At 61.7% G+C, this 26354-nt stretch carries 17 protein-coding genes; 11 read left to right on the forward strand and 6 right to left on the reverse strand.

Annotated features, from left to right (window positions below):
* Position 1: 1 nt before the first annotated feature.
* The 4 genes from SZ64_RS00795 to SZ64_RS00810 all read left to right on the forward strand — a co-directional run bounded on the left by SZ64_RS00795 (position 2) and on the right by SZ64_RS00810 (position 4965).
* Positions 2 to 1951, forward strand: coding sequence for a MacB family efflux pump subunit (locus tag SZ64_RS00795; protein WP_054529091.1), 1950 nt, complete (start codon positions 2 to 4; stop codon positions 1949 to 1951).
* A 3-nt stretch (positions 1952 to 1954) separates the two neighbouring features.
* Entirely contained in the window at positions 1955 to 3379 is a 1425-nt protein-coding gene (locus tag SZ64_RS00800; protein ID WP_082384371.1) for an efflux transporter outer membrane subunit, read from the forward strand.
* Positions 3380 to 3429: 50 nt separating this feature from the next.
* Positions 3430 to 3795 (forward strand): BA14K family protein, encoded by a 366-nt coding sequence (locus SZ64_RS00805; protein ID WP_054529092.1) that lies wholly within the window; start codon positions 3430 to 3432, stop codon positions 3793 to 3795.
* 222 nt (positions 3796 to 4017) lie between these two features.
* Complete coding sequence (locus SZ64_RS00810; protein ID WP_241773080.1) at positions 4018 to 4965, forward strand: TauD/TfdA family dioxygenase; 948 nt, start codon at positions 4018 to 4020, stop codon at positions 4963 to 4965.
* Between the two features lie 30 nt (positions 4966 to 4995).
* Here SZ64_RS00810 and SZ64_RS00815 read toward each other — a convergent pair whose 3' ends face one another.
* A complete protein-coding gene (locus SZ64_RS00815; RefSeq protein ID WP_054529094.1) occupies positions 4996 to 5508 on the reverse strand; it encodes a MarR family transcriptional regulator in 513 nt (170 codons plus the stop codon).
* 312 nt (positions 5509 to 5820) lie between these two features.
* Between SZ64_RS00815 and SZ64_RS00820 the strand changes: the two genes are divergently transcribed.
* The 4 genes from SZ64_RS00820 to SZ64_RS18695 all read left to right on the forward strand — a co-directional run bounded on the left by SZ64_RS00820 (position 5821) and on the right by SZ64_RS18695 (position 16562).
* On the forward strand, positions 5821 to 8949 hold the full coding sequence (locus SZ64_RS00820; protein WP_054529095.1) for a TonB-dependent receptor: 3129 nt from the start codon (positions 5821 to 5823) through the stop codon (positions 8947 to 8949).
* 125 nt (positions 8950 to 9074) lie between these two features.
* Positions 9075 to 11231, forward strand: a complete 2157-nt coding sequence (locus SZ64_RS00825) for a PQQ-dependent dehydrogenase, methanol/ethanol family (protein ID WP_241772947.1) — start codon at positions 9075 to 9077, stop codon at positions 11229 to 11231.
* 376 nt (positions 11232 to 11607) lie between these two features.
* Positions 11608 to 15633, forward strand: a complete 4026-nt coding sequence (locus tag SZ64_RS00830) for an autotransporter domain-containing protein (RefSeq protein ID WP_054529096.1) — start codon at positions 11608 to 11610, stop codon at positions 15631 to 15633.
* Between the two features lie 575 nt (positions 15634 to 16208).
* Complete coding sequence (locus SZ64_RS18695; protein ID WP_054529097.1) at positions 16209 to 16562, forward strand: TonB family protein; 354 nt, start codon at positions 16209 to 16211, stop codon at positions 16560 to 16562.
* Between the two features lie 6 nt (positions 16563 to 16568).
* Here the strand turns inward: SZ64_RS18695 and SZ64_RS00840 are convergent, their stop codons facing one another.
* The 3 genes from SZ64_RS00840 to SZ64_RS18430 form a co-directional block, all read right to left on the reverse strand.
* Complete coding sequence (locus SZ64_RS00840) at positions 16569 to 17666, reverse strand: cytochrome c peroxidase (protein WP_054529098.1); 1098 nt, start codon at positions 17664 to 17666, stop codon at positions 16569 to 16571.
* A 5-nt stretch (positions 17667 to 17671) separates the two neighbouring features.
* Entirely contained in the window at positions 17672 to 20158 is a 2487-nt protein-coding gene (locus tag SZ64_RS00845) for a TonB-dependent receptor plug domain-containing protein (RefSeq protein ID WP_156313393.1), read from the reverse strand.
* Between the two features lie 65 nt (positions 20159 to 20223).
* Positions 20224 to 20466: a hypothetical protein gene (locus SZ64_RS18430; protein ID WP_156313395.1), complete on the reverse strand. Its 243-nt coding sequence runs from the start codon at positions 20464 to 20466 to the stop codon at positions 20224 to 20226.
* A 9-nt stretch (positions 20467 to 20475) separates the two neighbouring features.
* Here SZ64_RS18430 and SZ64_RS00850 point away from each other — a divergent pair, with 9 nt between their 5' ends.
* From SZ64_RS00850 to SZ64_RS00860, 3 genes are all read left to right on the forward strand, one after another.
* Positions 20476 to 22788, forward strand: a complete 2313-nt coding sequence (locus tag SZ64_RS00850; protein ID WP_193391502.1) for a TonB-dependent receptor — start codon at positions 20476 to 20478, stop codon at positions 22786 to 22788.
* A gap of 29 nt (positions 22789 to 22817) precedes the next feature.
* Positions 22818 to 24443, forward strand: a complete 1626-nt coding sequence (locus SZ64_RS00855) for an alkaline phosphatase D family protein (RefSeq protein WP_054529100.1) — start codon at positions 22818 to 22820, stop codon at positions 24441 to 24443.
* Positions 24444 to 24679: 236 nt separating this feature from the next.
* A complete protein-coding gene (locus tag SZ64_RS00860; RefSeq protein WP_054529101.1) occupies positions 24680 to 25117 on the forward strand; it encodes an Rrf2 family transcriptional regulator in 438 nt (145 codons plus the stop codon).
* Here the strand turns inward: SZ64_RS00860 and SZ64_RS00865 are convergent.
* Positions 25104 to 25799 (reverse strand): alpha/beta hydrolase, encoded by a 696-nt coding sequence (locus SZ64_RS00865; protein ID WP_082384375.1) that lies wholly within the window; start codon positions 25797 to 25799, stop codon positions 25104 to 25106. The genes SZ64_RS00860 and SZ64_RS00865 overlap by 14 nt on opposite strands.
* A gap of 165 nt (positions 25800 to 25964) precedes the next feature.
* Positions 25965 to 26345, reverse strand: coding sequence for a hypothetical protein (locus SZ64_RS00870; RefSeq protein ID WP_206742894.1), 381 nt, complete (start codon positions 26343 to 26345; stop codon positions 25965 to 25967).
* Positions 26346 to 26354 lie beyond the last annotated feature (9 nt).

The raw sequence follows: 26354 nt of genomic DNA on the forward strand, positions 1-26354 counted from the left end.
CGTGACTGATACCCCCTTGTTGCGCCTGCGGAAGGTCTGGCGCGAATATCCTTCCGGCGACGGCGTGTTCGCTGCCCTGAAGGATGTCGATCTGGATATCCATTCCGGCGAGATGGTGGCGATTGTCGGCGCTTCCGGTTCCGGCAAGTCCACCCTGATGAACATTCTGGGCTGCCTCGATCGGCCCAGCCGGGGCAGCTATGCCGTAAGCGGCCGGGAGACTGCCGAACTCGTACCGGATGAACTGGCAGAACTGCGGCGCGAATATTTCGGCTTCATCTTCCAGCGCTATCATCTGCTGGGCGATCTGACCGCGCTGGGCAATGTCGAAGTGCCGGCCGTCTATGCGGGCAAGGGCCGCGAGGCTCGCGCCCAGCGCGCCCGTGCCCTGCTGGGGCGGCTGGGGCTGGAAGAACGCACCGGCCACCGGCCCGGCCAGCTTTCCGGCGGCCAGCAGCAGCGCGTTTCCATCGCCCGCGCCCTGATGAACGGGGGCGAGGTGATCCTGGCCGACGAGCCGACCGGCGCACTGGACAGCGCAAGCGGCGTGGAAGTGATGCGCATCCTGGGCGAATTGCATCAGGAAGGGCACACGGTCATCCTCGTCACGCATGACATGGCAGTGGCCGAACATGCGGACCGGATCATCGAGATCAGCGACGGCCAGATCGTTGCCGACCGGACGACGCGCAAGGCGCAGGCTGTGCGCAAGCTCCCCCCGCCGGAAACGGGCGGCAGTGCGCTGGAACAACTGGTTGATCGGTTCCGCGAGGCTTTTCGCATGGCCCTGCTGGCCATGGCGGCGCACAAGCTGCGCACTTTCCTGACCATGCTGGGCATCATCATCGGCATTGCCTCCGTCGTTTCGGTGGTGGCGCTGGGCAATGGATCGCAGCAGCAGATCCTCGAGAATATCAGCAGCCTGGGCACCAACACGCTCGACGTCTATCCGGGCAAGAGTTTCGGCGACATGCGATCCAGCCGGATCGAGACATTGGTTCCGGCCGACGCGGAAGCGCTGGAAAGCCAGCCCTTCGTGGACAGCGTGACCCCGTCTGTTTCCAGCAATGTCACTGCCCGTTTCGGCAATGTCGCCGCCACGGCGCAGGTGAGCGGGGTGGGCGAAGGCTATTTCCGGGTGAAGGGGCTGGATATCGTCCAGGGCAGCCTGTTCAATGCCGCCAGCGTGAAGCAGCGCGCGCAAGACGCCGTGATCGACGAGGATACGCGCGACACTTTGTTCGTGAACGGCGAGGAACCCATCGGGCGGATCGTGATGCTGGGCAATGTCCCCGTCCGCGTGATCGGCGTGATCGAAACCAGCCAGTCCGGGCCGATGAACAGCGACAGCCTGAAGTTCTTCGTGCCCTATACTACGGTGATGACGCGGATGCTGGGCCAGACCTATCTCAGCAGCGTCACCGTGCGTATCGTGGACGATGCGGACATGTCGGCTGCGCAGGCGGCGGTCGAACGCCTGATGGCCATGCGCCACGGCACGACGGACTTCTTCATCCGCAACACTGACGACATCCGCGAAACCATTACCAGCACGACGCAGACGATGACCCTGCTGATCGCGGCAATTGCGGTGATCTCCCTCATCGTCGGCGGGATCGGGGTGATGAACATCATGCTGGTTTCGGTCACCGAACGCACCAGCGAGATCGGGGTGCGCATGGCCGTTGGCGCGCGCCAGTCTGACATCCTGCAGCAGTTCCTGATCGAGGCCGTTCTGGTCTGCCTGCTGGGCGGGGTGATCGGCGTGCTGCTCGCGCTGGGCATCGGTGCCGTCTTCAGCTGGAGCGGTGCGAGCTTCCCGATGGTGTTCTCCACCATCTCCATCGTGCTGGCTTTCGCCTGTTCGACCCTGATCGGCGTCGCCTTCGGCTTCCTGCCCGCTCGCAGCGCGGCTCGCCTCGATCCGGTCGATGCGCTTTCCAGGGATTGAACCATGTCATTGACCGCCACACCCACGATCATCCGCCACAAGCTGCCGCTGACTGTATGTCTCGCGGCCCTGCTGGTGAGCACGAGCGGCTGTGCCTCGATTGCCCGCAGTACATATTCCGCGCCGCAATTGCCGGTCGAAGCAGCATGGCAACAGGCCGCAAGCGGACCAATCGCCCGGCAGACCGGGCCGTGGTGGGACGAGTTCGGCGATGCCGAGCTTTCCGCCCTGGTGGATCGTGTGCTGGAACAGAACGCGGACCTTGCCGCCGCAGGCATTCGCTTGCGGCAGGCCCGCATGTCGGCCCGCCTTGCGGCCAGCCAGATGCTTCCCACGCTGGGTACCAGTGCCTCCACCGGTGCATCGCATGAACTGGACGGTTCGGCATCGTGGAATGAAAGCTCCTCGGCTTCGCTCGGTGCCTCGTGGGAAGTGGACCTGTTCGGCAGGCTCGATGCAGAGCGCGATGCCGCACATTGGGAAGCGGCGGCGAGCGAACGCGATCTGGCCGCCACGCGCCTTTCGCTCGTCGGCACAACGGTGAGTGCATGGTGGCAACTTGCCTATGCCAATGAACGGATCGCGATCAGCGAGCGGACCCTTTCCTATTCGCGCAAGAAGCTCGAACTCGTGCAGAAGCAGTTCGATGCCGGTGCCGTGCCGCGGCTGGATCTGCGCGAGGCGGAGCAGACTGTCGCCTCGCAGGAAGCCTCCCTTTCGCAACTTGAGCAAAGCCGCGCTGAAACTCGCAACGCGCTGGCTGCCCTGCTCGGCAGGCAGGTCTATGACGGCCCGGAACGGACCGAACTGCCCCACGCGGATTTGCCTTCCGTCGATGCAGGAGTGCCCGCCGAATTGCTCGCCCGCAGGCCGGACCTTTCCGCTTCCGAATTGCGGCTGCGCAAGGCGCTGGCGAGTTCAGACGCAACGGCGGCGAGCTATTACCCCAAGCTCAGCCTGACAGGTTCGCTTGGGACAGCCAGTAGCAGCTTGCTGTCTATCCTCAGCAACCCCGTGGCCAGTCTGGGTGCCGCTCTGTCCCTGCCGACACTCAATCCTGACCGTATCCGGCTGGGTACGGGCATCGCGCGCGCGGATTACGAGGCCGCCGTCCAGCAGTTCCGGCAGGATTTCTACGATGCCCTGCGCGATACGGCGAATGCCCTTTCGGCGCGCCAGCATTATCAGCAGCAGGGTGAAGCCCTCCAGCGGTCGCTGGATGCGGCGAAGGATGCGGAAGGCCTCTACGCTCGTCAGCATGCTGCCGGGGCCGTCGCCTTGCGGAGCTGGATCGACGCGCTGGAGCGCCTGCGCAGCGCCGAGAGCAGCGTGAGCGAAAACCGGCTCAACCAGCTCAACGCCCAAGTCGCGCTCTATCAGGCGCTTGGTGGCGGTGCCGTGATGCCGCCTGAAAATGCCGACCAGTGATTTCCCGCCTCGTTCCCCCCTTTTCGAGGCACTGCACAAGGAGTGAAACAATGCGCAACTTCCTGGCCCCGCTCTTCGCGGCGGCACTTCTGACCATTGCCCCGCAGGCGCTTCAGGCCCAACCGAAGCCGGCTGAACCGCCGCGCAAGGAAGGACAGGCCAAGCCCCAACCCCAGCCCACGCAGAAGCCGGCGGCAAAGAAGGAGGCGCCGAAACAAGGGCCTTCATCCAAAAGCCCCTATGGCGAATGGAAGAGCGCGTGGGGCAAGGCCCCGCCGGCTCCTCCCAAGCATTGGACCAAGACGAATGACTGGCATCGCCACGTCCGCGCCTGCCAGCAGCGCTACAAGTCCTATAACGCCAAGACCGACACTTATCGCACGCAGTCGGGCAAGCGGCCCCGCTGCAAGCTCTGATTTTTTGGTGATGGCCCGGCCGAACGAAGGGTCAGGCTGATTGACCGCTGACGGGCCTGCCTTTCGCCTGGAGCGGGGGCAGGTTCCAGTTCGGCGCAGATGTTGGCCTCGAACTGATTGTCAGGGATCGCGGGCAGTCTGGCCCGGCCTCGCGCTGCGGAGCTTCCCTTATAATCCCTACTATGGTAGGCAATACCAACTATAGAGGATTCCGGGGTGAAGATGGCGTTGAAGTGCGAACCGATTCTGGAGAAGTTCGGGGCAGAGTGTTCCGGGCTGGACCTGACGAAGCCACTCTCCGCTGAGGAAGTGCAGCAGGTGATCGACGCCATGTCGCAATATGGTGTCTGCGTCTTCCGGGACACTGGCATGAACGACGAACAGCACGTCCAGTTCAGCCGCAATTTCGGCTATCTGGAACGTGTTCCGAAGCGGGAGGGCAGCAAGTTTCGCTTGCCTCATCGTGAACTGTTCGATGCATCCAACCTCAATGCGGAAGGCGAGATCACGCAGGATCCGGCCGCGATCCAGTATCGCAAGGGTGATCGCCTGTGGCACACCGACAGTGCCTTCATGGAAAAGCGGACGTCCTATTCTCTGCTGCTGGCGCATGAAGTCCCGGCAGAGGGTGGGGAGACCGGCTTTGCCGATGCCCGTAGCGCCTATGACGATCTGGACGAAGAGACCAAGGCACTGATCGAAGGCAAGGTGGGCATCAATTCTCTGTGGTGGAGCCGCAAGCAGGCCGGCGCGGAAATCTCGGAAGAGGAGATCAACGACCGGTTCAAGGCCCGCCATCCGATCGTACACACCCATGCCGGGTCTGGCCGCAAGTCCCTGTTCATCGCGGCGCATACGATGGACATCGAAGGGATGGACAAGGAAGAAGGGCGCGCCCTGATCAGGCGGTTGATTGAGCATACAACCCAGCCGCGCTACACCTTCTATGTCACCTGGAAACCCGGCGATCTGGTGATCTGGGACAATCTGTGCAGCATGCACCGCGGCGGAGATTTCGATGCTGCCCGGTACAAGCGCGACATGCGCCGGACCACTGTGCGCGAAGGCACCGAACCGTTCAGCGTGGATCTCGACGATCCCTATACGGACCTGTTCTCCCGCGCGCCCAAAGTGGTGGACATTCAGCAGGCCCGCACGGACGGGGCCTGATCGCGGGAGAACCTGGGCGGGCGCGATCCCTCAGCGGATCGCGGCCTCGAAGATCTTCTGCAGCATGGCGGTGCAGCGAGGCAGATCTTCGTCCGAAAGGCCGGAGAGCAGGGCGGTTCTCTCCCGATCCAGCGTCGGCTGAATGTGCGCCACCACATCGTCGCCGGCCTTGGTCAGCCGGAGCAGCTTCGACCTTTTGTCTGCCGGGTTGTTCTCGCGCGTGATCAGTCCGTCGCGCTCCATGCTTTCCACGACACGGACTAGCGTTGGCCACTGGACCCGCGCGCGATGGGCGATGTCCGACATGGTGGCGGGCTGTTCAGCGAAGGCGATGGCGAACAGCACCTGCCAGCGCGCGCGGCTCTGGCCCGTTTCCTGACGTAACAAATTGTCGATTCGGTACATCCAGTTGCGCGCTGCAAGAACGAGCAGGCGCGACGTGCGAAACTCGAGGTCAAGGCGCGAGCCTACGGGGTAATACTCGTTATAATGGTCGCTCCAGGCATCAAAATCGTCTGCGCTGCCTGCGTCGCTTTCGGTCATAGTCAACTACCTCTTCCGCTGCGACGCCCCCGCAGCGCCCTTGAACATTCGTCCCCCCGGACTTTGGCTACGCCAGCGGACGCATAACCGCAAACGACCAATTTGATGTTGAACTATCTACCACGATAGATAGATTGTTAAGGCCGAAAAGCGGCACGGCACACAACAAGTGCGACTCACGGAAAGGGATCGTCTGCAAGATCCCACCGATGAGGGGAGTGGGAGAAGGATATGACGGGCACTACAGCAAAGTTGCGTCTTGCGTTCGCGTGTTCGACGGCGATTGCCATTGTGGCAGCGGCGTCACCAGCCATGGCGCAGACATCTTCAGGCGACGAAGCAGAGCCGCAGGCTCAGGACATCGTCGTCACCGGCTCGCGCATCGTCAGGCGCGATTATGAAGCGAACAGCCCCATCGTATCGGTGGGCGAGGATTTGCTGAAGGCGACAGGTACTGCCGCCATCGAAACCAGCCTGAACAAGCTGCCCGCTTTCACTCCGGTACAGACGCCTTCGCTGGGTGGCGACATCCAGCCCACTGCAACTAACACTCCGGGCGCGGCAACCGTTTCGCTGCGCGGCCTGGGCACCAACCGCAACCTGGTGCTGGTCGACGGGCGTCGTGCTACGCCGGCCAACGCACTTGGCGTGGTCGACATCAACACGATACCGGCTGCTGCGATCGATCGTGTCGAAATCATCACCGGCGGCGCATCGGCAACCTATGGTGCTGACGCGGTCGGCGGCGTCGTGAACTTCATCCTCAAGAAGAACTTCCAGGGGCTCGATCTCGATGCGCAGATCGGCACCACCGAACGTGGCGACGGCACGGAATACACCATCAGCGGCATCATGGGCGCAAATTTCGACGATGGTCGGGGCAATGTGACTTTCGGCCTGTCGATGAACGATCGCCGTTCCGCCGCCCAGGCAGAACGCGAATGGTTCCAGGAAGTGTGGTCCGATCCACGCTTCACCGGCACGGAATTTTTCCCGGATTTCTCGGGCTTCCAGCCCTATGGCGGGATTAATCCCACGCAGGGTTCCTATGACGCGATATTCGGCGCGGGTGCGGTGGCAACCGGCTCTCGCCTGTATTTCAATGAAGACGGCACTGCCTTCACCGGCTTCTTCCAGAGCCCTCCGGGCGGCGTTTCCCGCTTCAAGGGCGACACATCCGGGCCGAAATGGAAAGAGCAGGCCGATGGCACGCTCGGCCAGAACTTCCTCGATGGCTTCGTCCAGCTGCCGTTGTCGCGCTATAACGTTTACGCTCGCGGCAATTACGAGATCAACGACTGGATCGGCGTATTCGGGCAGGGAACCTTCACCCATGTCACGACCAACACTGTCCAGCAGCCTTCGCCCTCGGTGAATGGCTGGTCGGCCTTCGTGCCGGCCGCCAGCGAAGTTCCAACGGAACTGCGTTCGATCCTCGACAGTCGCGTCATCCCGATCGGCACGCCGGATTCGATCCGCGACCTGCTGCATTGCGATCCCTCGGCAGTGGCCGGGGCCGCCGGTTCCGGGGCGAGCTGCGACTGGCAGCTGACCTATTACCTCAATTATGCGAACCGCGAATCCAAGACCGAGGTGATGACCTATAACCTCGTCGCGGGCCTTGAAGGCAGCATTCCGGGCAGTGACTGGACCTGGGAACTCTATGCATCGCGCGGTCAGTCGCAGACCACGTCGCTGATCACCGGTACGGCTTCGCTCGAGCGGTTCCGTGCGGTGATCGGTTCGCCCAATTGGGGCGCGGGCTTCAAATCGACTGGCAATTCCGCATTTGGCGGCTTTGGTGCCTCCACTGCCACCTGCACCAGCGGGTTCGATCCGTTCGATGTCGACCAGGTCGTCTCGCAGGACTGCATCGAGGCGGTTTCCGCCAATCTGCAGAACAAGGCCACGATGGAACAGACGGTGTTCGAATTCAACGCGCAGGGCGGGTTGTTCGAACTGCCGGCAGGGCAACTGCGTGCGGCCATCGGCGCCAGCCACCGCAAGAACAGCTATGATTTCATCAACGATACGCTGACCACGCAGGGTCGTTCGTTCAAGGATCAGGCAATCGGCATCTACCCGAGCGGTAATTCATCGGGCGAGATCGAAGTGGATGAATTCTACGGCGAATTGCTGATTCCGGTTCTGGCGGATGTGCCGGGCATCAAGAAATTCGAGCTAAATCTCGGCGCGCGTTCGTCCGATTACAACACCACCGGCAACAGCTTCACCTGGAAGGCGATGGCCGATTGGGAAGTGACCGACTGGTTGCGTCTGCGTGGCGGGTTCAACAAGGCGGTGCGCGCACCGAACATTGCCGAACTCTACCTCGCTCCGCAGCAGACCTTCACTGCAGCGGGCGGCGGCGACGTTTGCCGTCGGAACAACACGCTGGGCTGGTCCGCCAACCCGGGCAAGAACTCGAACGCGGCCAATGTCGAAGCGGTCTGTCGCATCCTGATGGACAAGTCGATCGCGGGAACGGCCGATACGTTCTATTCGAACCCGCAATTCTACAACGCGCTCGGCCCGGCATTTGCCTTCCCGACACTGGTCGGCAATCCGGATGTGAAGCCTGAATCCGCCAAGACCTGGACTCTGGGTGCTGTGGTCAGTTCGCCCTTCGATGCGGAAATGTTCAATCGCCTGCGTCTGTCGGTCGATTATTACAACATCGCCGTGGACGATGCGATCGGGCCGCTCACGCTGGATACGGCGCAGCGCTTCTGCTTCGATCCCACTTTCAATCCGGCAATCTCAAGCGATCCGTCTGCTGCTGCGGCGTCTTCCTTCTGTCAGGCAGTGGGGCGTGTCGCGGGTGATGGTGCGCTGGGCAATGTTCAGGTGACCTATCTGAACAATGGCCGCTTCCGGACTGAAGGCATCGACGTTCAGCTCGACTGGTCCTTCCCGATCGGCCCGGGCACGTTCAGCCTCAACACGGTGTTCAACTACCTGCTCACCCTCAAGTCGGCGGCACTTCCCGCCAGCGCGGGTGCAGCCGGCCAGCTTGTGGAATATGCAGGCACGCTCGGCCCGGCAGGCAGCAACGCCATTGCGGAAAACGGCCTCAATCCGGGTACCTTCCGCTGGAAGATGCTGAACAACTTCACCTATTCCATCGGCAAGGCCACGATCGGCCTGCAATGGCAGCATCTGCCGGCGGCGAAATCCATCGCCTACACGTCGGATCCGAACACGCCCTTCGTCGGTAGCCCGGCCTATGACCTGTTCAATCTGAACGGCAGCTATGCGGTTACGGACAATGTGACGTTCCGCTTCGGCGTCGACAATCTGTTCGACAAGGCACCGCCGCTTACCGAGTATAATGCCTCGGCAACCGGCCTTGCCAACACCATCGGCGGCTTCCCGATCAACGCCTATTTCTTCGATCAGATCGGTCGCCGTTTCTATGCCGGGATCAACGCCAAGTTCTGACCTGGCGTTACCCTGGATGTGGGGCTCCACAGCAAAATCCTCCCGGAGCCCCACACCCTTAATTCAGTCAGGCAGGCAGTGACACTGCGATGAGGCATCGCGGGCGCATCGAAAGGGCGTCTGCGATGGCTGCCGTCCGGGGGCGGCGCGCGTCCATTGCCTGCGATTATCGCGGAGTAACGCTTGTGTTCCACAGGGCAGTCATGCTGGCCGCAGCACTTCTTCTCACCGGTTGTGAAAAACCGCCTGCAGGCAATGTCACCGAAGCGCGGTTGCTGGCTGCGGAAGACGATCCGGATAACTGGCTGTCCTATGGCCGCACCTATGCCGAACAGCGATACAGTCCGCTGGAAGACGTGAATGACGGCAATGTCGGCAAGCTAAGCCTTGCATGGTCCGTCCCGCTGGACACCAACCGCGGGCAGGAAGCCACGCCCATCGTGGTGGATGGCATCATGTATGTCTCCACCGCATGGTCCAAGGTCATGGCGGTGGACGCCAGCACCGGCAGCCTGTTGTGGAACTACGATCCCAAGGTGGACGGGCAGAAGGGCGCTCACGCCTGCTGCGACGTGGTCAATCGCGGTGTCGCGGTGTGGGAAGGCAAGGTATTCGTCGGCACGATCGATGGCAGGCTGATTGCGCTGGATGCGGCCAGCGGCAAGGAATTGTGGTCCACCGTCACGGTCGACCAGAAGAAGCCCTATACGATCACCATGGCCCCGCGCGTGGTGCGCGGGAAGGTCATCATCGGCAATTCGGGCGCCGAACTGGGCGTGCGCGGCTATGTCAGCGCCTATGATGCCAATACCGGAAAGCTTGTGTGGCGGTTCTACACCGTGCCCGGCAATCCGGCCGATGGCCCCGATGGGGCCGCTTCGGACGAGGCCTTCGCCAAGTTCGCGGGCAAGACCTGGAACGGCAATTGGTGGGAAATGGGCGGCGGCGGCACCGTGTGGGACTCGGTGGTCTACGATGCCGATTTCAACCAGCTGATCGTGGGCGTGGGCAATGGCTCGCCCTGGAACCACCGCGCGCGCTCGGCAGGCAAGGGGGACAATCTGTTCCTCTCCTCGATCCTCGCGCTCGATCCGGATACGGGCAAGTACAAGTGGCACTATCAGGTGAACCCGGGCGAGACCTGGGACTTCACGGCCACGCAGCAGATCACGCTGGCGGATCTGACCATCGACGGGAAGCCGCGCAAGGTGCTGATGCAGGCGCCGAAGAACGGGTTCTTCTATGTGATCGACCGCAGCAACGGGAAGCTGATCAGCGCGGAGAACTTCGTTCCCCAGAACTGGGCCGAGAAGATCGACCTCGTCACTGGCCGCCCGGTTGAAAAGCCCGAGGCGCGCTATGCGGACAAGCCCTATCTCATCCATCCCGCCGGGATCGGGGCGCATGCATGGCACCCGATGAGCTATTCGCCCAAGACCGGGCTGGTCTATATCCCGGCAATGCATGTGCCGTTGGCCTATGGCGATGACAAGAATTACACCCGCCATGTCGGGCGCTGGAACACCGGCGTTACGTTCCTCGATCCGCCGGAAGGCACCGTGGCCGGTGCCACGCCTGCGGAACGACGCGCAGCCCTCGCCAAGATGAACCGCGGCATGCTGGTGGCCTGGGATCCGGTGAAGCAGAAGGCACGCTGGCAGATCGACATGCCGTGGCCGTGGAATGGCGGCACGCTGGCCACTGGCGGCAACCTCGTCTTCCAGGGCGATCCCTATGGCATATTCCGCGCCCGCGCTGCGGATACGGGCAAGGAATTGTGGAAATTCGATGCCCAGCGCGGGATCATGGCGGGGCCAGTCACCTTCCGGGCAAAGGGCGTGCAATATGTCGCGGTGCTGGCCGGCTATGGCGGCTCCATGGGCATGGCCACGGCCAGCGACTGGATGCGCCGCCCGCCTGCCAATGGCGTGCTGCTGGCCTTCCGGATCGATGGCAAGGGCACTCTGCCCAAGCTGCCGCCGATCCCGCAACTGCCCTTTGCCCAGAGCGACGAGATCTTCACCGCAGCCCAATATGCGGAAGGGGAGAAGCAATATTTCGCCTTCTGCTCGATCTGCCACACCGGACCGGTCAACCCGAACCTGTTCAAGAGCCAGGTGGCGACGAACCGGGATGCATGGCGCTCGGTTGTGATCGAGGGGGCATTGAAGGACAACGGGATGATCAGCTTCGCCCCTTGGCTCAGTGCCGATCAGGCAGAGGCAATTCGCGCCTATGTGCTGAAGTCCGCCAAAGAACAGCAGGCCACCGCCGGCCACTGACGAGTGTGTTGCCGGAGCGTGACCAGAAGGTTACGCCCCGGCGATGCGTCCGACGCAATGGTTGCCTCCGAAGGCGGTCGGACAAGGCTGACGAACCGGCCTTCCAAACTCCATTCAGACGCCATCACTGCCCCCGTCGCCTCGCTGGCGACGGGGCGTTTCTGTGCGTCTTAACTGGGCGTTTCTGTGCGTCTTAAGTGCCTTTGTGGCCCTGCTCAGCACTCACTAGGTGAAATAGCGTGTCTTGCGTTGACACTTTATATAACCTTATGAAAGATCAATGAATATTGAAGTTCGTGCCTTGCGGGTTAAGTCCCGGAAGTGAGCAGGATTGCTCGCTTTGCGCGTGTTCGCGAACTTCCAAAGGGGGAATGAGATGCAGTCCGAATACCAATCAACGCATGCGCTGAAGCCGCTTCTTCTCGCAGGGGCCGCCCTTGCATGCCTTTCCGCATTTCCGCAGCAGGCATCCGCCGCCTGTTCGCCCGGCGGGCCTGGCAGTGTAACCGTGCTGAATTGCGGGCCTGACAGGATTGACGCAACGGCAAATTCCGGGGCGGGCAGCCTCGATGTTACCGGCGAAACCCTCGAAGATGGCAATATCAACTACAATCCCCATCCGGATGCGGAAGGCCCGCTGGGCATTACGCTGACGGTTGAGGATACCAGCGTGAACTCGACCGATTACGGCGGCATCAACATCAATTCCTTCGTCGAGGATACGACGATTTCCGTGACGCTGGCCGATGATGTGGACATCACCAGCACCGAAGGCTTCGGCGGCGTATGGGTGCGTAACAACATCGGCGGCGACATCACGATCGAAAGCGGCGCGACCGTCACCGCCGGGACGCCTGACCCGAACGGCGCGGGCATTACCGCCACCAGCAATGGCGGTTCTGTCTCGATCACGAATACCGGGACCGTCACCGACACGAACAATCGTGGCATCTATGCGGATGGTGCGGGCACTGTGGACGATTTCGCAACGGTGCTGATCGACAATAGCGGCGAGGTGAAAGGCAATCAGGCAGGCATTCGCGCCGTTGGCTATTTTGCCGACGTCACTATCGAGAATTCCGCCAAGGTCACTTCAGAACAGAAGCAGGCACTGGTCGCTTGGTCGCAGACAGGCGATGTGAAGGTCACCAATTCCGGCCAACTGATCGCATCGGCCGATGCTGGTATCCGTGGATCGGCCAATCAGGGCGACACGACCGTCCTGAACACCGGCACGATCAACGCCTATCAAGGCATCTTCGCAGATGCCGGATATTACGATGATGAAGATGGCTTCGGCGATGTTTCCGTCACCAATGAATCCGATGTCATCGCAACCGGAAGCGAAGGCATTTACGCCTTTGCCCGCAATGGCGAGATCGAGATCGTCAATTCCGGCAAGGTCGTCGGCAAGACGGACGGCATCAGTGTCGAAGTCCTGACTGGCAGCGCGACGATCGACAATAGCGGTCAGGTGCAGGGCGCGGATGGCATCCGCACCGGGGCCACCACGACGACGATCACCAATAGCGGCACGATCACGGGAACCGGATCGGCCGTGGTAGTGGGCAGCGGCGCCACGACCCTCGTTCTCGAGGAAGGCTCTGTCCTCAACGGCGATCTCACCATCGGCACTGGCTCTCTGGCAATCGATCCTTCGCTGGATACGAGCCTTTCCAACGTGGTTGCAGGCGGCGGCACCCTGATCAAGCAAGGCGATGCGAAGCTGACCCTTACCGGCGACAGCTCCGCCTATGCGGGTGACGTTCGCGTGGAAGAGGGCCTGTTTGAACTCACCGGACAGCTTGGCTCCACCAATGCCTTTGTTGGTTCCGATGATGGCGCATCCGCCGCTATTTCGGGCGAGGACGCCGAGTGGATCAACACCGCCACCTTCACCATCGGCCAGGAAGGCAGCGGCGATGTGACCGTTTCCGGCGGTGCCCGGGTTGAAACCTACCAGACAGTGATGGGGCCGGAAGAAGGCTCGCTGACGCTGGAGGGGGAAGGCACCCATTGGTTTAACGAACTTCATGCCCAGATCGGCCGGGAGGAAGGTTCCAGTGCGACGATCATGGTGCGTGATGGCGCCGTGTTCGAAACCTCCGGCGGCGGGCTTTACGCTGGCGAAGGCGCGGACATCACCATCACCGGTGAAGACAGCAAGATGCTGATCGGCACCTTGCATCCCGAACTTCCGGCGGATTGGGGCGCAGCCGATGGCTGGTTCAGTCTGGACGAAGGCAAGACGCTGGTTTCCGAAGGCGGCCTGCTGCAGGCAGATGGCGTCTACATCGGCGGCTATGGCGACAGCCTGGCCGAAATGACGGTTACTGGCGAGGATAGTGCGCTGGTCAGCCAGCTGAGCCTCTATGTCGGCGGCTCTGGCAACGGCACTGTGGGCTATGGCCAGCTGACCATTGCCGATGGCGCGAGCGCAACGGCCTATACGGCAGCGGCTGGCGTGGACGAAGGGTCTTACGGCACGGTTCTGATCACCGGAGAAGGCTCCTCCCTCGAGGTGCTCACACGTGAGGGATATTCCGGCAATATGCGTGTCGGCTTCACCGGCAATGCCACTGTCATCGTGCAGGATGGCGGCTTGCTGAAGGCAGCCAACAAGATCGACATCGCCACTTACGATACGGCCACCGGTACGCTGGTGATCGGCGCGGAAGAGGGTGAAGATGCGGTCGCCGCCGGTACGGTCGACGCAGTCAACGGCATCTATTTCGGTGAAGGCGATGCCACTCTGGTGTTCAACCACACCAGCAATATCGACTTTGACAATGTGATGTTCGGCACGGGCGGCGAAATTCGCCACCTTGCCGGGGTTACTGACCTGACAGCGGATTCCCCGGACTATTTCGGGACGATCGACGTTGCAGGGGGGCTTCTGAAGGCGAACGGGAACCTGGCCGGCGCGGGCGTTGCCGTAGGTGACGGTGGCACCCTTGGCGGCGCGGGCACGATCGGTTCGCTGGTCGTTGGCGATGGCGGTACACTGGCGCCGGGCAATTCGCCGGGCCAGCTCACCATCGTTGGCGACGTGTTGTTTGAAAGCGGCTCAATCTTCGATGTGGAGATCGATGGCGCGCTGCATGACAGCATTCTGGTGGAATCCGGCGATGTCACCATTGAGGATGGCGTGCAGTTGACCGCGGATTTCGCGCCGGGCGTGCTGCTCGACAATCCCTATCAGGTGATCGCGCTGGGCGAAGGTTCCACTGGCGAGATCGTGGTGGAAGGCGATGGCTTCCTGCTGCCCGTCGAGAACAATCCGCTGCTGGAAGGCGTGGTGACCTATCTCGATGACGGTGTGACGGTTACCTATCAGGGCATCAAGACTCCGTGGTCGGCGCTGGTGACAGCTGCCAATCAGGGCGCTGCGGCCAATGCCGTGCAGGCGCTGGGCGGCACCAATGCGATCAACTATGCGGCGATGTTCCTGGAACAGGGTGACCTTGCCGCTGTTTTTGACGGGCTTTCCGGCGAAATCCACGCATCGATCAAATCGGCGCTCATCAACGAGAGCCAGATCCTGCGCAGTGTCGCGATGGACCATGCGGCCGAAAGCGGGGAGGGCACTGGCCTGTGGGCGACAGGCTTCGGCAATTGGGGCCACACGAATGGCGATGCCAATGTGGCGAAGCTGGAGCGGGATAGCGCTGGCGTGTTCGTCGGGTTCGATACGCAGCTTGGCGATTGGCGCCTCGGCGTGCTGGGCGGCTACAGCAGCAGCGATTTCGACGTTGCGGCCCGAGCCTCGACTGCGGAAGCGGAAACCTATCACCTTGGCGCCTATGCCGGCGGGGAAATCGGCCAGTTCCGCCTGCGCGGTGCGTTCAGCCACAGCTGGCATGATCTCTCCACCGTTCGGGAAGTGGCCTTCCCGGCAGCGCAGACGCTGGCAGCCGATTACGATGCCGGCACGACGCAGGTGTTCGGTGAAGTGGGCTATGCGCTCAAGGTCGGGGCCATCGATCTCGAGCCGTTTGCGGGCCTTGCCTATGTCAGCCTGAAGACCGACGCCTATGCCGAAGCCGGGGGCGTTGCGGCGCTGACTGGCGGCAGCATGACCACGGACACAACCTTCGGTACGCTGGGCCTGCGCGGTTCGGCCAAGCTGGACGTGGCTGAAGAAGGCGCCGAACTGAAGGTTGTGCTGGGCTGGCGTCATGCCTTTGACGATACGGCGATCCTCGCGACCCACTCCTTCGGTGCGGCGGCAACGCCGTTCACGGTTTCGGGTGTGCCGATCGACGACGATGCCCTGCTGGCAGAAGTCTCTCTGGACTTCCCGATGAGCGAGAATGTCCGCCTGAATGTCGGATACAAGGGCCAGTTCGGCGCCGACGCGACGGACAACAGCGTGTTGGGCGGTCTCAGCATCCACTTCTGATCCTGCCAATATGGCGCCCGGATTGGCGGGCAGATGGGATGGGGCGGCAATTGCCGCCCCACTTTCACTCGTTTGGCCCGGCTTCTCAATTCCCGCCAAGGGCGAACCAGAACTCCCGGACTGACCATCAGAGTGATGGTTCGGCAACTTGATAATGCGAGTAATTCGCGTTAAGCTGCAGCATGTTTGGCCAACGGGCTTTCGCCCTGGTTCTTTCTGTGGCGATTCATGGTGCGCTGGCCTTAATTCTCGTCTCGCGTGCGTGGAATCCTGCGTCCATGGGCGAGGGGCCGCTTGAGCCTGCCCTCACTGTCGTCAGTCTGTCCGCACCCCCGGCTGAGCAAACACAGTCTCGCCCGTCGTCGCCTTCCCAAGTGGCAGAGGCTGTGTCGCCACTTCCTGCCGTCAGCAGTCCGCAACCGGCATTTCGGCTGGTAAACGAGCCAGCGGCGGAAGCCGTGCGGCCAGCCGACGTTCCTGCCTTACCTGACGTGAACGAAGGAGGAACCGTCTTCGCGACCGGTGTCGTCACGAGTGCTGCAACCGGTACACCCTCAGCCCCGGTCAGCGCAAATGTGGCTGCGCGCTCCGCTCCGGCTGACTCCATCCCCACCAATGGGCGCCCGGCGGCGAATGCGGAGGAAGCCTATGGCGCGGAAGTGCATCGCTGGATTGAGCGGCGCAAGTCCTATCCTGCCAATCTGGCCGCGAGGGGGCTGCAGGGCACGGTGACGGTGGCATTCCAGATCGATCGGCGCGGCAGGCTCAGCGGGCCGGTGCGGATCGTCGCAACCAGTGGAGAGCCTGCGCTGGACCGGCTGGCCCGGCAACAGATAGAGGCGGCATCCCCGTTTCCTCGCCCGCCTGCCACTTCCACCTGGAAGCGGCGCAGTTTCACCATGCCGCTGACTTACCGGCCCCGGACGTAGGCGCGCCTAAAGCGTTTCCAGAAAGGCAACCAGAGCGCGCCGTTCTTCCGCCGTCAGGTTCAGTTCCTTTACCAGCGGGTCCAGCGCAGGGCGGGGGGCGGCCGGGTCGGCCAGCGAAGCCTCGCGTTTTTCAGTCACGCCGCCTGCATTGTAGAGGTTCACGATCCCGAGCAGGGACGGGAACAGGCCGTTATGCATATAGGGCCCTGTTCGCCCCGCCGCGCGCAGGCTCGGCGTGCGGAACCGGCCGACATCCTCGGCCTTTCCGGTCAGGAGATAGCGGCCCAGATCCTCATATTTCCGGCCGTAATAGGTCAGGCCGATATTGTGATAGCGCTGATCGCTGAACAGCGGGCCGTTATGGCAATTGGCGCAGCCCGCCTTGGTGCGGAAAAGGTGCAGGCCGGTCAGTTCCTCGTCGGTGAAGACCTGCGGCCCGTCCTCCAGCATCCGGTCCCATTTGCTCCGGGGTGGGCGCAGGCTCTTCTGGAATGCGGCAATGGCACCCACAATCTGTTGCAGGGTGATGCGGCCTTCACCCTGAAGCGCGGCGAATTTCTCGCGATAATGATCGTCGGAATTGATCCATTCCTCGATCCGGGCAGGTTCGCCAGCCATCTCGATGGGGTTGGTCATGGCCGCGATGGCCTGATCTTCCAGAGTGGCGGCGCGCCCGTCCCAGAACCATTCATGCATCAACCCGGCAGTGAATATCTGCTGGGAATTTCGGCTGCCACGCTGGCGGTCATGGCCGAAGGCCGTTCGCAAGCCGTCGCCCATGCCCAGCTCGCGATTGTGGCAGGATGCGCAGGCAAACTGGCCGGAGCCGGAAAGGCGCCGTTCGTTGAACAGTTCCTCGCCCAGTTGCGCCATCTGCGCATCGCGCCCTTCCAGCGTGGGGCGTGCGGGAAGCGGGCCGAATTCTTCGAACACGGCGCCGTCATGCAGGGTGGGGCGGGGCCAGTCCTGAGGTTTCCCGGCATAGAGCATGCGCAATTCGCTTGCTGGGGGCACAGGCTCAGGCTCTCCAGCCGCCCCCGCCAGCAGCAGGCCTGCGCCAAGCAGGGATGCCAGCCGTATCCATTTTCCATGCCGGGAATTCACGGTCCTCAGAACCTGTATTTCGCGCCGATCCAAGCCTGCCGGCCGAGCAAATATGGGCTGCTGCCTGCAAGATCGTCGTCCGACTGCTTGGTGTCGAACAGGTTGCTGATCGCGGCTGTCAGCGTGAGCGTGCCGTAGCGCGAGCGGACCACGTCCGCCTCGAGATTGAGGTCCACGTCCACCGCGTCGGAATAATGGACCAGCTCGTAGACGTCATAACGGACGCCTTCGATCGTCTGGTTGACCAGCGTATCCTCAATATAGTCGAAGCCGCTTCGGAAATGGACGCTGACATTGCTACGCAACCTGTCGGACAGCCAACTGCCCGACCATGTCGCGTTGATCAGCAGTGGAGAATGATAGTTGGACGCATCGTTCAGCGCGGCGATCTCGCGCGAAGTGTAGAACCCGCCATCGTAGAGGACCGGCAGCACATCCCAGAACAGGTCATCGACATCTTCCAGATAATCCGGGTTTGAACGGTCGGTAGTGGAATAATTGACGCTGAAACCCAGCGCATGCTTGCCGAGGCTACGTTCCCATTCGAACGAGACGCCGCGATATTTGGTCCAGCCATCGTTGCTCATATTGTAATAGCGCAGCGTCAGGTTGCCGGCATCTTCGGTCAGCATCGGGGTTCTGACGAAGGCGTTCTTCCCGTCACGATAAATGCCCTTGAGGCGCGCGACGCCGCCCAGTGCCCGGCCGGTTACGGCAGCGGTGAGTTCGTCCGAATACGGAGTCTTGAGGTTCGAATTGCGATAGCTGGTGGCATTGGTGACGGAATACAGTGCCCATCCGTCATCGGAATAGAGCAGATCGCTGCCGCTGCTCACGCCGGTGCGGCGCCAAAGTTCGGTGCTCGGATATTGTTCGCGCAGGGCGTAGCTAAGCATGCTGGTGCCGTAATAGCGATTGGCGCCAACACTCACTTCGATGTCGTTCCAAGGGAGGCGGTAGGCAGCGGCAAAACGCGGCGCCAGCACGTGATTGCCCAGGAAGCTTTCATAATCGTAGCGCAGGCCGCCGCGCAGGGTCAGCGTGCCGGTTTCCAGCGTTCCCTCAAGCCATGCTCCAGCGGAATCGAGAGAGACGCGCGCATTGTAAGCCTTACTGTAATTATACTGTTCCAGCGCATATTCGCCGCTGGCGCAGTCGAGACTTTCGCCGTCCAGGCAGACGATGTTGCTGGCAAGCTTGCCCCGGCTATAGGCCAGAACGTCCACGGGGCGTGATTTGCGGGCAGTGACATGTTCGTAATCCACGCCGCCGCGCAGGGCCAGATCGCCCAGTTCGGTGCTCATGGTGCCCTTCAGCGTGTAGATACGCTGGGTCTGGTCCAGATCGCCAATGCCGCCAATTGTGCAGGAACTGTTGTCGCAGAAGGCACCGTTCGTGGTGGTGTTGGGGATATTGTATTGCACGCCCGGCGCTGTGCGGCTGGTATCGGTATAGGCATAGGAGCCTTCGACTTTCCAGTTGACGGTGCCGGTATGTTCAAGTTCCAGCTTGGAAGTGATCCCGCCGCCTTTGGAATTCACGACCGCGTCCACTGCCACATCGGTGGATGAGGTGCTGCTGTATGGCGAATAGGCGAACTGTCCGCGCAGGACGGTGGCATTGTCGATGTCGAAAATGCCCTTCACCAGCACATTGTCGCTCAGGTCGCGGAAGCGACGCTGGGCATTGCCATATTTGGCGCTGGCGAAGTGAGTGACGCGGGATTCAGAGTGATTATAGGCGATCAGCACTGCTGCACGGTCGCTCAGTGGAAGGTCTATCGTGGCGCCGTAACGCCATTTCTCGAATTCCGGCGTTGCCGGAAGATCACCATCTTCATACAGGGCTTCCGCGCTGCGAGTCAGCTTGAAGCTCGTGACTTCGTCACTGGTGTGGGAAGCAGTGGCCGTCACGCCGAAAGTGCGGCTGGGGTCGCGCGTTTCGATCGTCACTGCACCGCCGGTGAAATTCCCATATTCGGCCGAGACGTTGGAATCGAAGACGGTGATCTTGCCGATCAGTTCTGAATCGAGCCAGTGCGTCTGAGAGCTGGGGCCCGCGACTTCGCTGCCGTTCTGCGGATTGTCGTTCGTGACGTCGAGGCGCGAATTGATGTTCACGCCATCCAGCGTGATGTTGTTCGCGTAATAATGCCCGCCTGAAATCGTGATATTTGCGGGACGGATGTCCTGAATGTTGTCTTGCGATGCTACGCCGTCGGTTTGGTCGAACTGTACGGTGGGCAGGATGCGAAGCAGCCTGTTGACGTCGCCCGAGCCGGGTGTGCGCAACTGGATGTCCTGCCGGTCGATCGTTGTCATACCGGAAGCGACCCCGGTGCCCAGCTTCGCGGGCGGGGCGATCTGTTCGCCTTCCGCGACCACTTCGGGCAGGCTTTCCGCCGCCCCATCGCTGTCCGATTGAGCCTGTGCCGCCCCGCCCCAAAGGCCTGCGGCGGCAATGGCGATCCAAGCTGTGTGCATTCGCATCATTCGCGCCCTGTTCTGTTGCTTACAGGCGCGTCAATAACGATCCTCAATGCTAATGCAAATGATTCTCAATAGATTTTTATGCAATTGATCAACTGTGCATCATTCCTGTCCATGGCGCGCAGGATGACAGGTGTTCCGATATGGTCAGGTGGCCTTTCGCGATGCGAGATGTCTTGCGGGTGCGTGGATGAGCTTGCTGGATAAGACTGTTTGAAGGCGTTGGTCGCAATAGTGACCTGAAATCGCAAACGACCGGTCATGCCAACGTAACTACCTGAGTTCATTGGCGCGGCGACACCAAAATCCATGAGGAACCTATGATGCGCCCCTCCATCAAGTTCGCTTCGATTCTGCTCGCCGGCACTGCGCTGATCCCGTCCGTCGCCATGGCCGAGGAGGCCGCCGATCAGGCCGGTGGCGCCGTAGACGAGGCCACAATCATCGTTACGGCTCAGAAGATCGAACAGCGTGCCATCGACGTGCCGATGACGATTTCGGCAAATACGGGCGCGGCGATGGAACGTCTGGGCGTGTCGGATCTCGACGAACTGGCAAATTATGTTCCCGGCCTGAACATTCAGGAGCAGAGCGCCAACAATCCGGGCATCGTCATTCGCGGGATCACGTCGGACAGCGGTTCTGCCCAGCAGGCCGCGCGCGTGACGCTTTATTATAACGGCGTGGACATCTCGCGTTCGCGCGGTGCCTATCAGGCAATCTACGACATGAACCGGATTGAGGTGATCAAGGGACCGCAGGCCACCCTGTTCGGCACGGCATCCACTATCGGTGCCGTCAGCATGATCACCAACAAGCCGGAACCGGGCGTGTCCGGCGAAGTGACGGGCGGCCTCGGCAATTACGACGCCATCCTGCTGCGCGGCTACCTGAATGCAGGCAATGACGTTATCGCGGGCCGCATTGCTGGCGAATGGAAGAAGCGCGACGGTTATGTCACTAACCTGTCCGACCGGCAGGACGATCTCTACGCGCAGGACAATCTCGGCTTGCGCGGATCGCTGCGCTACACCCCGAATGATGCCCTGACGATCGACCTTGTCGGCACCTATGACCGGCAGCGCAATTCGGGTACGCCGTTCGTTTCCGGCACTTATCCGACTGCTGACGGGCCGGCGAACCCCTTTGGCTCAGCCAACCTTTCCGGCGCGCCGGAACCGATCGCGAGCCAGGTGTTTGGCGACGGCAAGCTCGGCCTTGTGCGCGATGTTTACGATGCAAACCTGTCGTTTGATTGGGAACTGGGCGGCGGCTGGACGCTGTCCATGGTAAATGGCTATCGCGAATTCGATGCCGACGAAGTGTTCGATGCCGACGGTACGCAGGCGTGGTTCCTCGAATTCGCAGAGGAAGCGGCGGGTTGGCAAACCAGCCACGAAACCCGCTTCACTTATGACAGCGATACGCTGCGCGGATCGTTCGGCTTCAACTATTTCTATGAGAACAGCCACCAGATCGTTCCTTTCTCCACGGAGGAAGGAACCTATCTGCAATGCGCCGCAAAGGTGGTGCCGAACCTTCCCTGTATCGCGGCAGACGGCACGCTGATGGCGGATCAGGCCACCGGTTTCCTGACCGGCGGGCTGGCCGCGGCGATCCCCTATACCTCCACTTTCGGCAATTACGGCAAGAACGCATCCTATTCGCTGTTTGGCGATGTCACCTGGCTGCCCACGCCCGATCTGGAACTGACGGCGGGCGTGCGCGGACTGCTGGAAAACCGCAAGTCGGGCTATTTTGCAGTGGTGCCCAATTCGGTGCTCACCGGAACTCCGCTTATCCCGGGTCAGGTCGATACCGATGGCACAATCTGGGCGGATGATAATTTCGATGCAATCCTGCCGCGCTTCAACGTGCTGTATCGCCTCAGCCCGCAGGTGAACCTCTATGCCACCGTTTCGAAGGGCCGCCGCTCGCCCACGCTGAACGTCAGCGCCAGCAGCATCAGCGTGATCCCGCAGGAAGTGGTCTGGAACTATGAAGGCGGGGTGAAATTCTCCAGCCGGGTCGCTTCGGGTTCGGTCGGCGTCTATTACCAGAAGTATGACAACTTCCAGGTCAGCCGCCAGGTGACCGATGCCAACGATCCTTCGGGTCAGCCGGTCGGCTCCACCGTGACGGAAAGCGCGGGCAGCGCCAGCAATCTTGGCATCGAGGCCGAACTGCAGCTGCGGCCCACTTCGTGGCTGAGTGTGTTCGGCAATATCGGCTATATCGATGGCGGGATCGACGACAAGGCGGCCAATGGCATCTATGCGGGCGACCGCTTCCGCCTGCAGCCGGAAGTGCAGGCATCGGCCGGCTTCACGGTGGATGCGCCGCTTGCACAGGGCGTGCGCTTCTTCGCAACGCCTTCGCTGACCTATCGCGGTAAGATCTATTTCGAAGTGCCCAATTCGGAAGTCACCAGCCAGGGGCCGGTCACGCTGATCAATGCGCGCGCGGGCGTCAGCTTCGCGAATGACAAGTATGAGATTGCCGTGTTTGGCCGCAATATCGCCGATGAGAAATACCTGCTTGACGCAGGCAATACGGGCGGCGCCTTTGGTATTCCCACCTTCATCCCGGCGGAGCCGCGCATGTATGGTGTGCAGGCCACGGCGCGGTTCTGATCTTTCGCGAACAGAAGGACAGGCAAACCATGAAACTCGCGATTGACCGCAGAACCCTCGTCAAGGCCGGCATGCTCGGCCTTGGCGCCCTTTCCACGCCGGGCGTTGCCGCGCTGCTGACTGCGCGGGGCTTTACCCACGGGGTTGCCAGTGGGGAACCGAGGCAAAACAGCGTGCTGCTGTGGACACGCTACGCCGGGTCCGGCGATACGACTCTGCGTGTTGACGTGGCGCGCGATCCCGACTTTTCACAGATTGTGACTGGCGGAGAAGCGATTGCACGGGCCGATGCCGATTACACCGCCAAGGCCGTGATTGGCGATCTGCCCGCCAATAGCTGGCTGTTCTACCGCTTCGTCGCGCCCGATGGCTCGATGAGCCGGGTAGGGCGCACACGCACCTTGCCGGAAGGAGACATCGCCCGCTTCGGCATTGGCCTCTTCTCCTGTTCCAACCTGCCCTATGGCTGGTTCAACGCTTATGCCCATGCCGCGGGCCGCCAGGACATCGATCTGACGATCCATGTGGGCGACTATTTCTACGAATATGCGGCGGGCAATTACCCGCCTGTGGACGAAGCGGTGGCCGGGCGCTTGCTGCAGCCCGACCACGAGACGCTGACGCTGGCCGATTACCGGATGCGCTATGCCTGTTACCGGCTGGATGAAGACCTGCAGAACCTGCACGCGGCCTTTCCGATGATCGCCCGCTGGGACGATCACGAGAGCGCCAACAACAGCTGGAAGGATGGGGCAGAGAACCACCAGCCCGATACGGAAGGCCCTTGGTCTGTCCGCAAGGCCATGGCGGAGAAGGCCTATCGCGAATGGCTGCCCGTGTCCGAGAACGTGTGGGACAGCTATCAGATTGGCACGCTGGCCACGATCTTCCTGCCCGAAACGCGCCTGACCGCGCGGACCGAAGAGGCAGACATCGCAGCGGCGCTTAAGGGCCAGACCGACATCGGCAAGGCGCTCCTCCACTTCCGTGACGAAGTATGGATGGACCCGTCGCACACCCTGCTGGGACAGGCACAGGAAGACTGGTTGTTCGGCGGGCTTCGCCAGTCGAAACAATCCGGCACGCAGTGGCAGATTCTGGCGCAGCAAGTGGTGATGGGGACGGTTTCCGCCCCGCAGGACATGCTGAGTTGGTTCGGCAACGACGCATCGGAACAGGTGAAGCGCTATGTCCAGCTTGCGGCAGCTTCGGCGCAGGCAGGCCTGCCGTACAATCTGGATGCGTGGGACGGGTATCCGGTCGCCCGCAATCGGCTGTACGAGGCCGCGCTTGCCGCCAACGCGGATCTGGTCGTGCTGGCGGGTGACAGCCATAACGCCTGGGGCAATAATCTAGCCCATGGCAGCGAGCGTGTGGGCGTGGAATTCGCGGGCCACTCCGTGACCTCGCCCGGTTTTGAGCATTACGCCGTCGGTGCTCGCCCGCAGGACGTGGCCCGATCGCTGATGCAGGCCAATCCCGGCCTCGTGTTCAGCGATACCAGCCGGCGCGGCTATGTCTCGCTCGACGTCAGGCCGGATGCCGTCACGGGGGCGTGGCACTTCCTCGACACTATCCAGCGGCGCAGTTCCGCAATGGCGGAAACGGTCAGCATGAAGGTGCGCAAGGGCCAGCACCTGCTTGAGGCTGTGTAGGTTTGCTCAAGGGGCCGCCGCGTTGCGTGGCGGCCCTTTCCTGTAGGAAAGGGGCACTACCATCAGGCCCGCGTCGGGAAACCCCATTAGAAAGCTGGAGATAACCTCTCGCTGGAACTCTTCGGCTTGACCGCCGGAAGCCGGAACAGGCGGCTAGTTACGAGCGGCGCCGTGCGGTCAGGCATAAACTCTATCGCTGCACTTGAAAAAGCTGTCGCAAGGAATAGGGTTCGGCGATGCTCTCGCAGAAAAGCCGCTATACCATTCGTGCGCTTCAGCATCTGGCCGCGATTTACCCGGAAGGCCGCGCCCAGATGGGTGAGATTGCGAAAGCACAGAACATCCCGCCCAAATTTCTGACAGTGATCCTGTCGGAACTGGTCCGGGTGGGTATCGTGATGTCCCAGCGCGGGCGCGAGGGCGGATACCAGCTTGCCCTACCGCCAGTGGACATTCGTTATGGCGACATCATTCGGATAACGCGTGGTTCACTGGCGCTGGTGCCATGCGCCAGCCGTTATGCGCACGAGCATTGCGATCATTGCTTGCCGGAAAGCGAATGCCGTCTGCGCGCCCTGATGCTGAAAGTGCGGGACGAGACGGCAGCGATCCTCGACGGGATAACTCTCGCCGATCCGATCGCCACCGCACCGGAATTCATCATCGAAGACTGAGCCTGGCAGGACCATCGGGTTCGCACCTGACATAAGGGCGGGACGTCCTGCGGACGGAGTCAGATGCTCGCTCGGTAACCTTTCGGCGCTCTTCTTCCACCTTGGCCTGCGCAGCATTGTTGAGCAGTCGGCGCAGCAGGAAGCGGCCATAGGGCCAATCCCTGATATTCGACTGCGCGTTGATGTGGCCCAGCGGACCGGCATCGATCAGGCGGCTGCCCCATGTGCGCGCCATCCGCCTTGCCTTGCCGAAGCTGGCATAGGGATCGTTGCCGCTCGCCACCAGTATCGAGGGGAAAGGCAGCTTTCCGCGCGATAGCGGTGCGAAGGGGGCAAGGCGGGAATCGATCGGCGCATCCTCCACTTCGGGCGGGGCAACCAACAGGGCACCGATCACCTTGCCCGTTTCCGGCCGCCGAAGTGCGTTCCACCAGGAGACGGCGTGGCAGCCGAGACTGTGCGCGACGAGCAAGACTGGACGGTCCGCAGCTTCGATTGCAGCGCCAAGACGGTCGGCCCAAATTGCCGGCTGTGGGCGGTCCCACATGCCGAGTTGCACGCGGCTGCAGTCGTCGCGCTCCCGTTCCCAGTGAGTCTGCCAATGACCGGGGCCGCTATTGTCGAGACCCGGGACGATCAGCACCAGTGGCCTGTCCGGGTTGCTGTTATGGACTTCCGTCATTTTCTCGCTCCTTCGTGGCCATGCCTAAGGGTCGTCGAATATCCCTATCTAAATGGTAGGGAAATGCGAATTAGGTGAAGCGAGATGATTTGTCGACTAATTTAGTAGAGATTTGAGGTTAGGAAAATTTGGCCGGGCGATGGCTGGGCTTGCGACAGCTCGTGCTCAGTCCTGTGGCGGAACAACGGCCCAGTGCGGACCTGCATCGACCAAAGCCAATCCGGTCTGCCGGGCAAGCTGACGCGCGGCGGACATTGTATCAGGCGGGCCGGGTAATTCGCCATTGAATGCCAGCCTCCGCAATTGCGGCAGCGTCACGATGCGCAGGCTGGAATAGCGGTTGAGATCGTCAATCGCTTCGCCAAGCGTGGCATTTCGGTAGACCAGCCTTGTTCCTTCGATCTTACCGTGCAGGCCTTTCTGCCATTCGGCACGCGCTGCGCGGTCTTCAAGCCAGTGCGGAAGCACGGCAAAGACGGCGAGCGCGCACAGTGCTCCCGCCGTCAGTCGCAAGATCATCCGCCGAGTTGCAGTGCGAAGTGCCATCGGCAAGGC

Source organism: Erythrobacter sp. SG61-1L (genome assembly GCF_001305965.1).
In the GTDB taxonomy this organism is placed as follows: domain Bacteria; phylum Pseudomonadota; class Alphaproteobacteria; order Sphingomonadales; family Sphingomonadaceae; genus Andeanibacterium.

Coding starts and splice junctions, on each gene's coding strand:
- SZ64_RS00800 (WP_082384371.1), top strand. CDS start 1,955: ATGTCATTGACCGCCACACCCACGATCATCCGCCACAAGCTGCCGCTG.
- SZ64_RS00805 (WP_054529092.1), top strand. CDS start 3,430: ATGCGCAACTTCCTGGCCCCGCTCTTCGCGGCGGCACTTCTGACCATT.
- SZ64_RS00810 (WP_241773080.1), top strand. CDS start 4,018: ATGGCGTTGAAGTGCGAACCGATTCTGGAGAAGTTCGGGGCAGAGTGT.
- SZ64_RS00815 (WP_054529094.1), bottom strand. CDS start 5,508: ATGACCGAAAGCGACGCAGGCAGCGCAGACGATTTTGATGCCTGGAGC.
- SZ64_RS00820 (WP_054529095.1), top strand. CDS start 5,821: ATGGCGCAGACATCTTCAGGCGACGAAGCAGAGCCGCAGGCTCAGGAC.
- SZ64_RS00825 (WP_241772947.1), top strand. CDS start 9,075: ATGGCTGCCGTCCGGGGGCGGCGCGCGTCCATTGCCTGCGATTATCGC.
- SZ64_RS00830 (WP_054529096.1), top strand. CDS start 11,608: ATGCAGTCCGAATACCAATCAACGCATGCGCTGAAGCCGCTTCTTCTC.
- SZ64_RS00845 (WP_156313393.1), bottom strand. CDS start 20,158: ATGATGCGAATGCACACAGCTTGGATCGCCATTGCCGCCGCAGGCCTT.
- SZ64_RS18430 (WP_156313395.1), bottom strand. CDS start 20,466: ATGGATTTTGGTGTCGCCGCGCCAATGAACTCAGGTAGTTACGTTGGC.
- SZ64_RS00850 (WP_193391502.1), top strand. CDS start 20,476: ATGATGCGCCCCTCCATCAAGTTCGCTTCGATTCTGCTCGCCGGCACT.
- SZ64_RS00855 (WP_054529100.1), top strand. CDS start 22,818: ATGAAACTCGCGATTGACCGCAGAACCCTCGTCAAGGCCGGCATGCTC.
- SZ64_RS00860 (WP_054529101.1), top strand. CDS start 24,680: ATGCTCTCGCAGAAAAGCCGCTATACCATTCGTGCGCTTCAGCATCTG.
- SZ64_RS00865 (WP_082384375.1), bottom strand. CDS start 25,799: ATGACGGAAGTCCATAACAGCAACCCGGACAGGCCACTGGTGCTGATC.
- SZ64_RS00870 (WP_206742894.1), bottom strand. CDS start 26,345: ATGGCACTTCGCACTGCAACTCGGCGGATGATCTTGCGACTGACGGCG.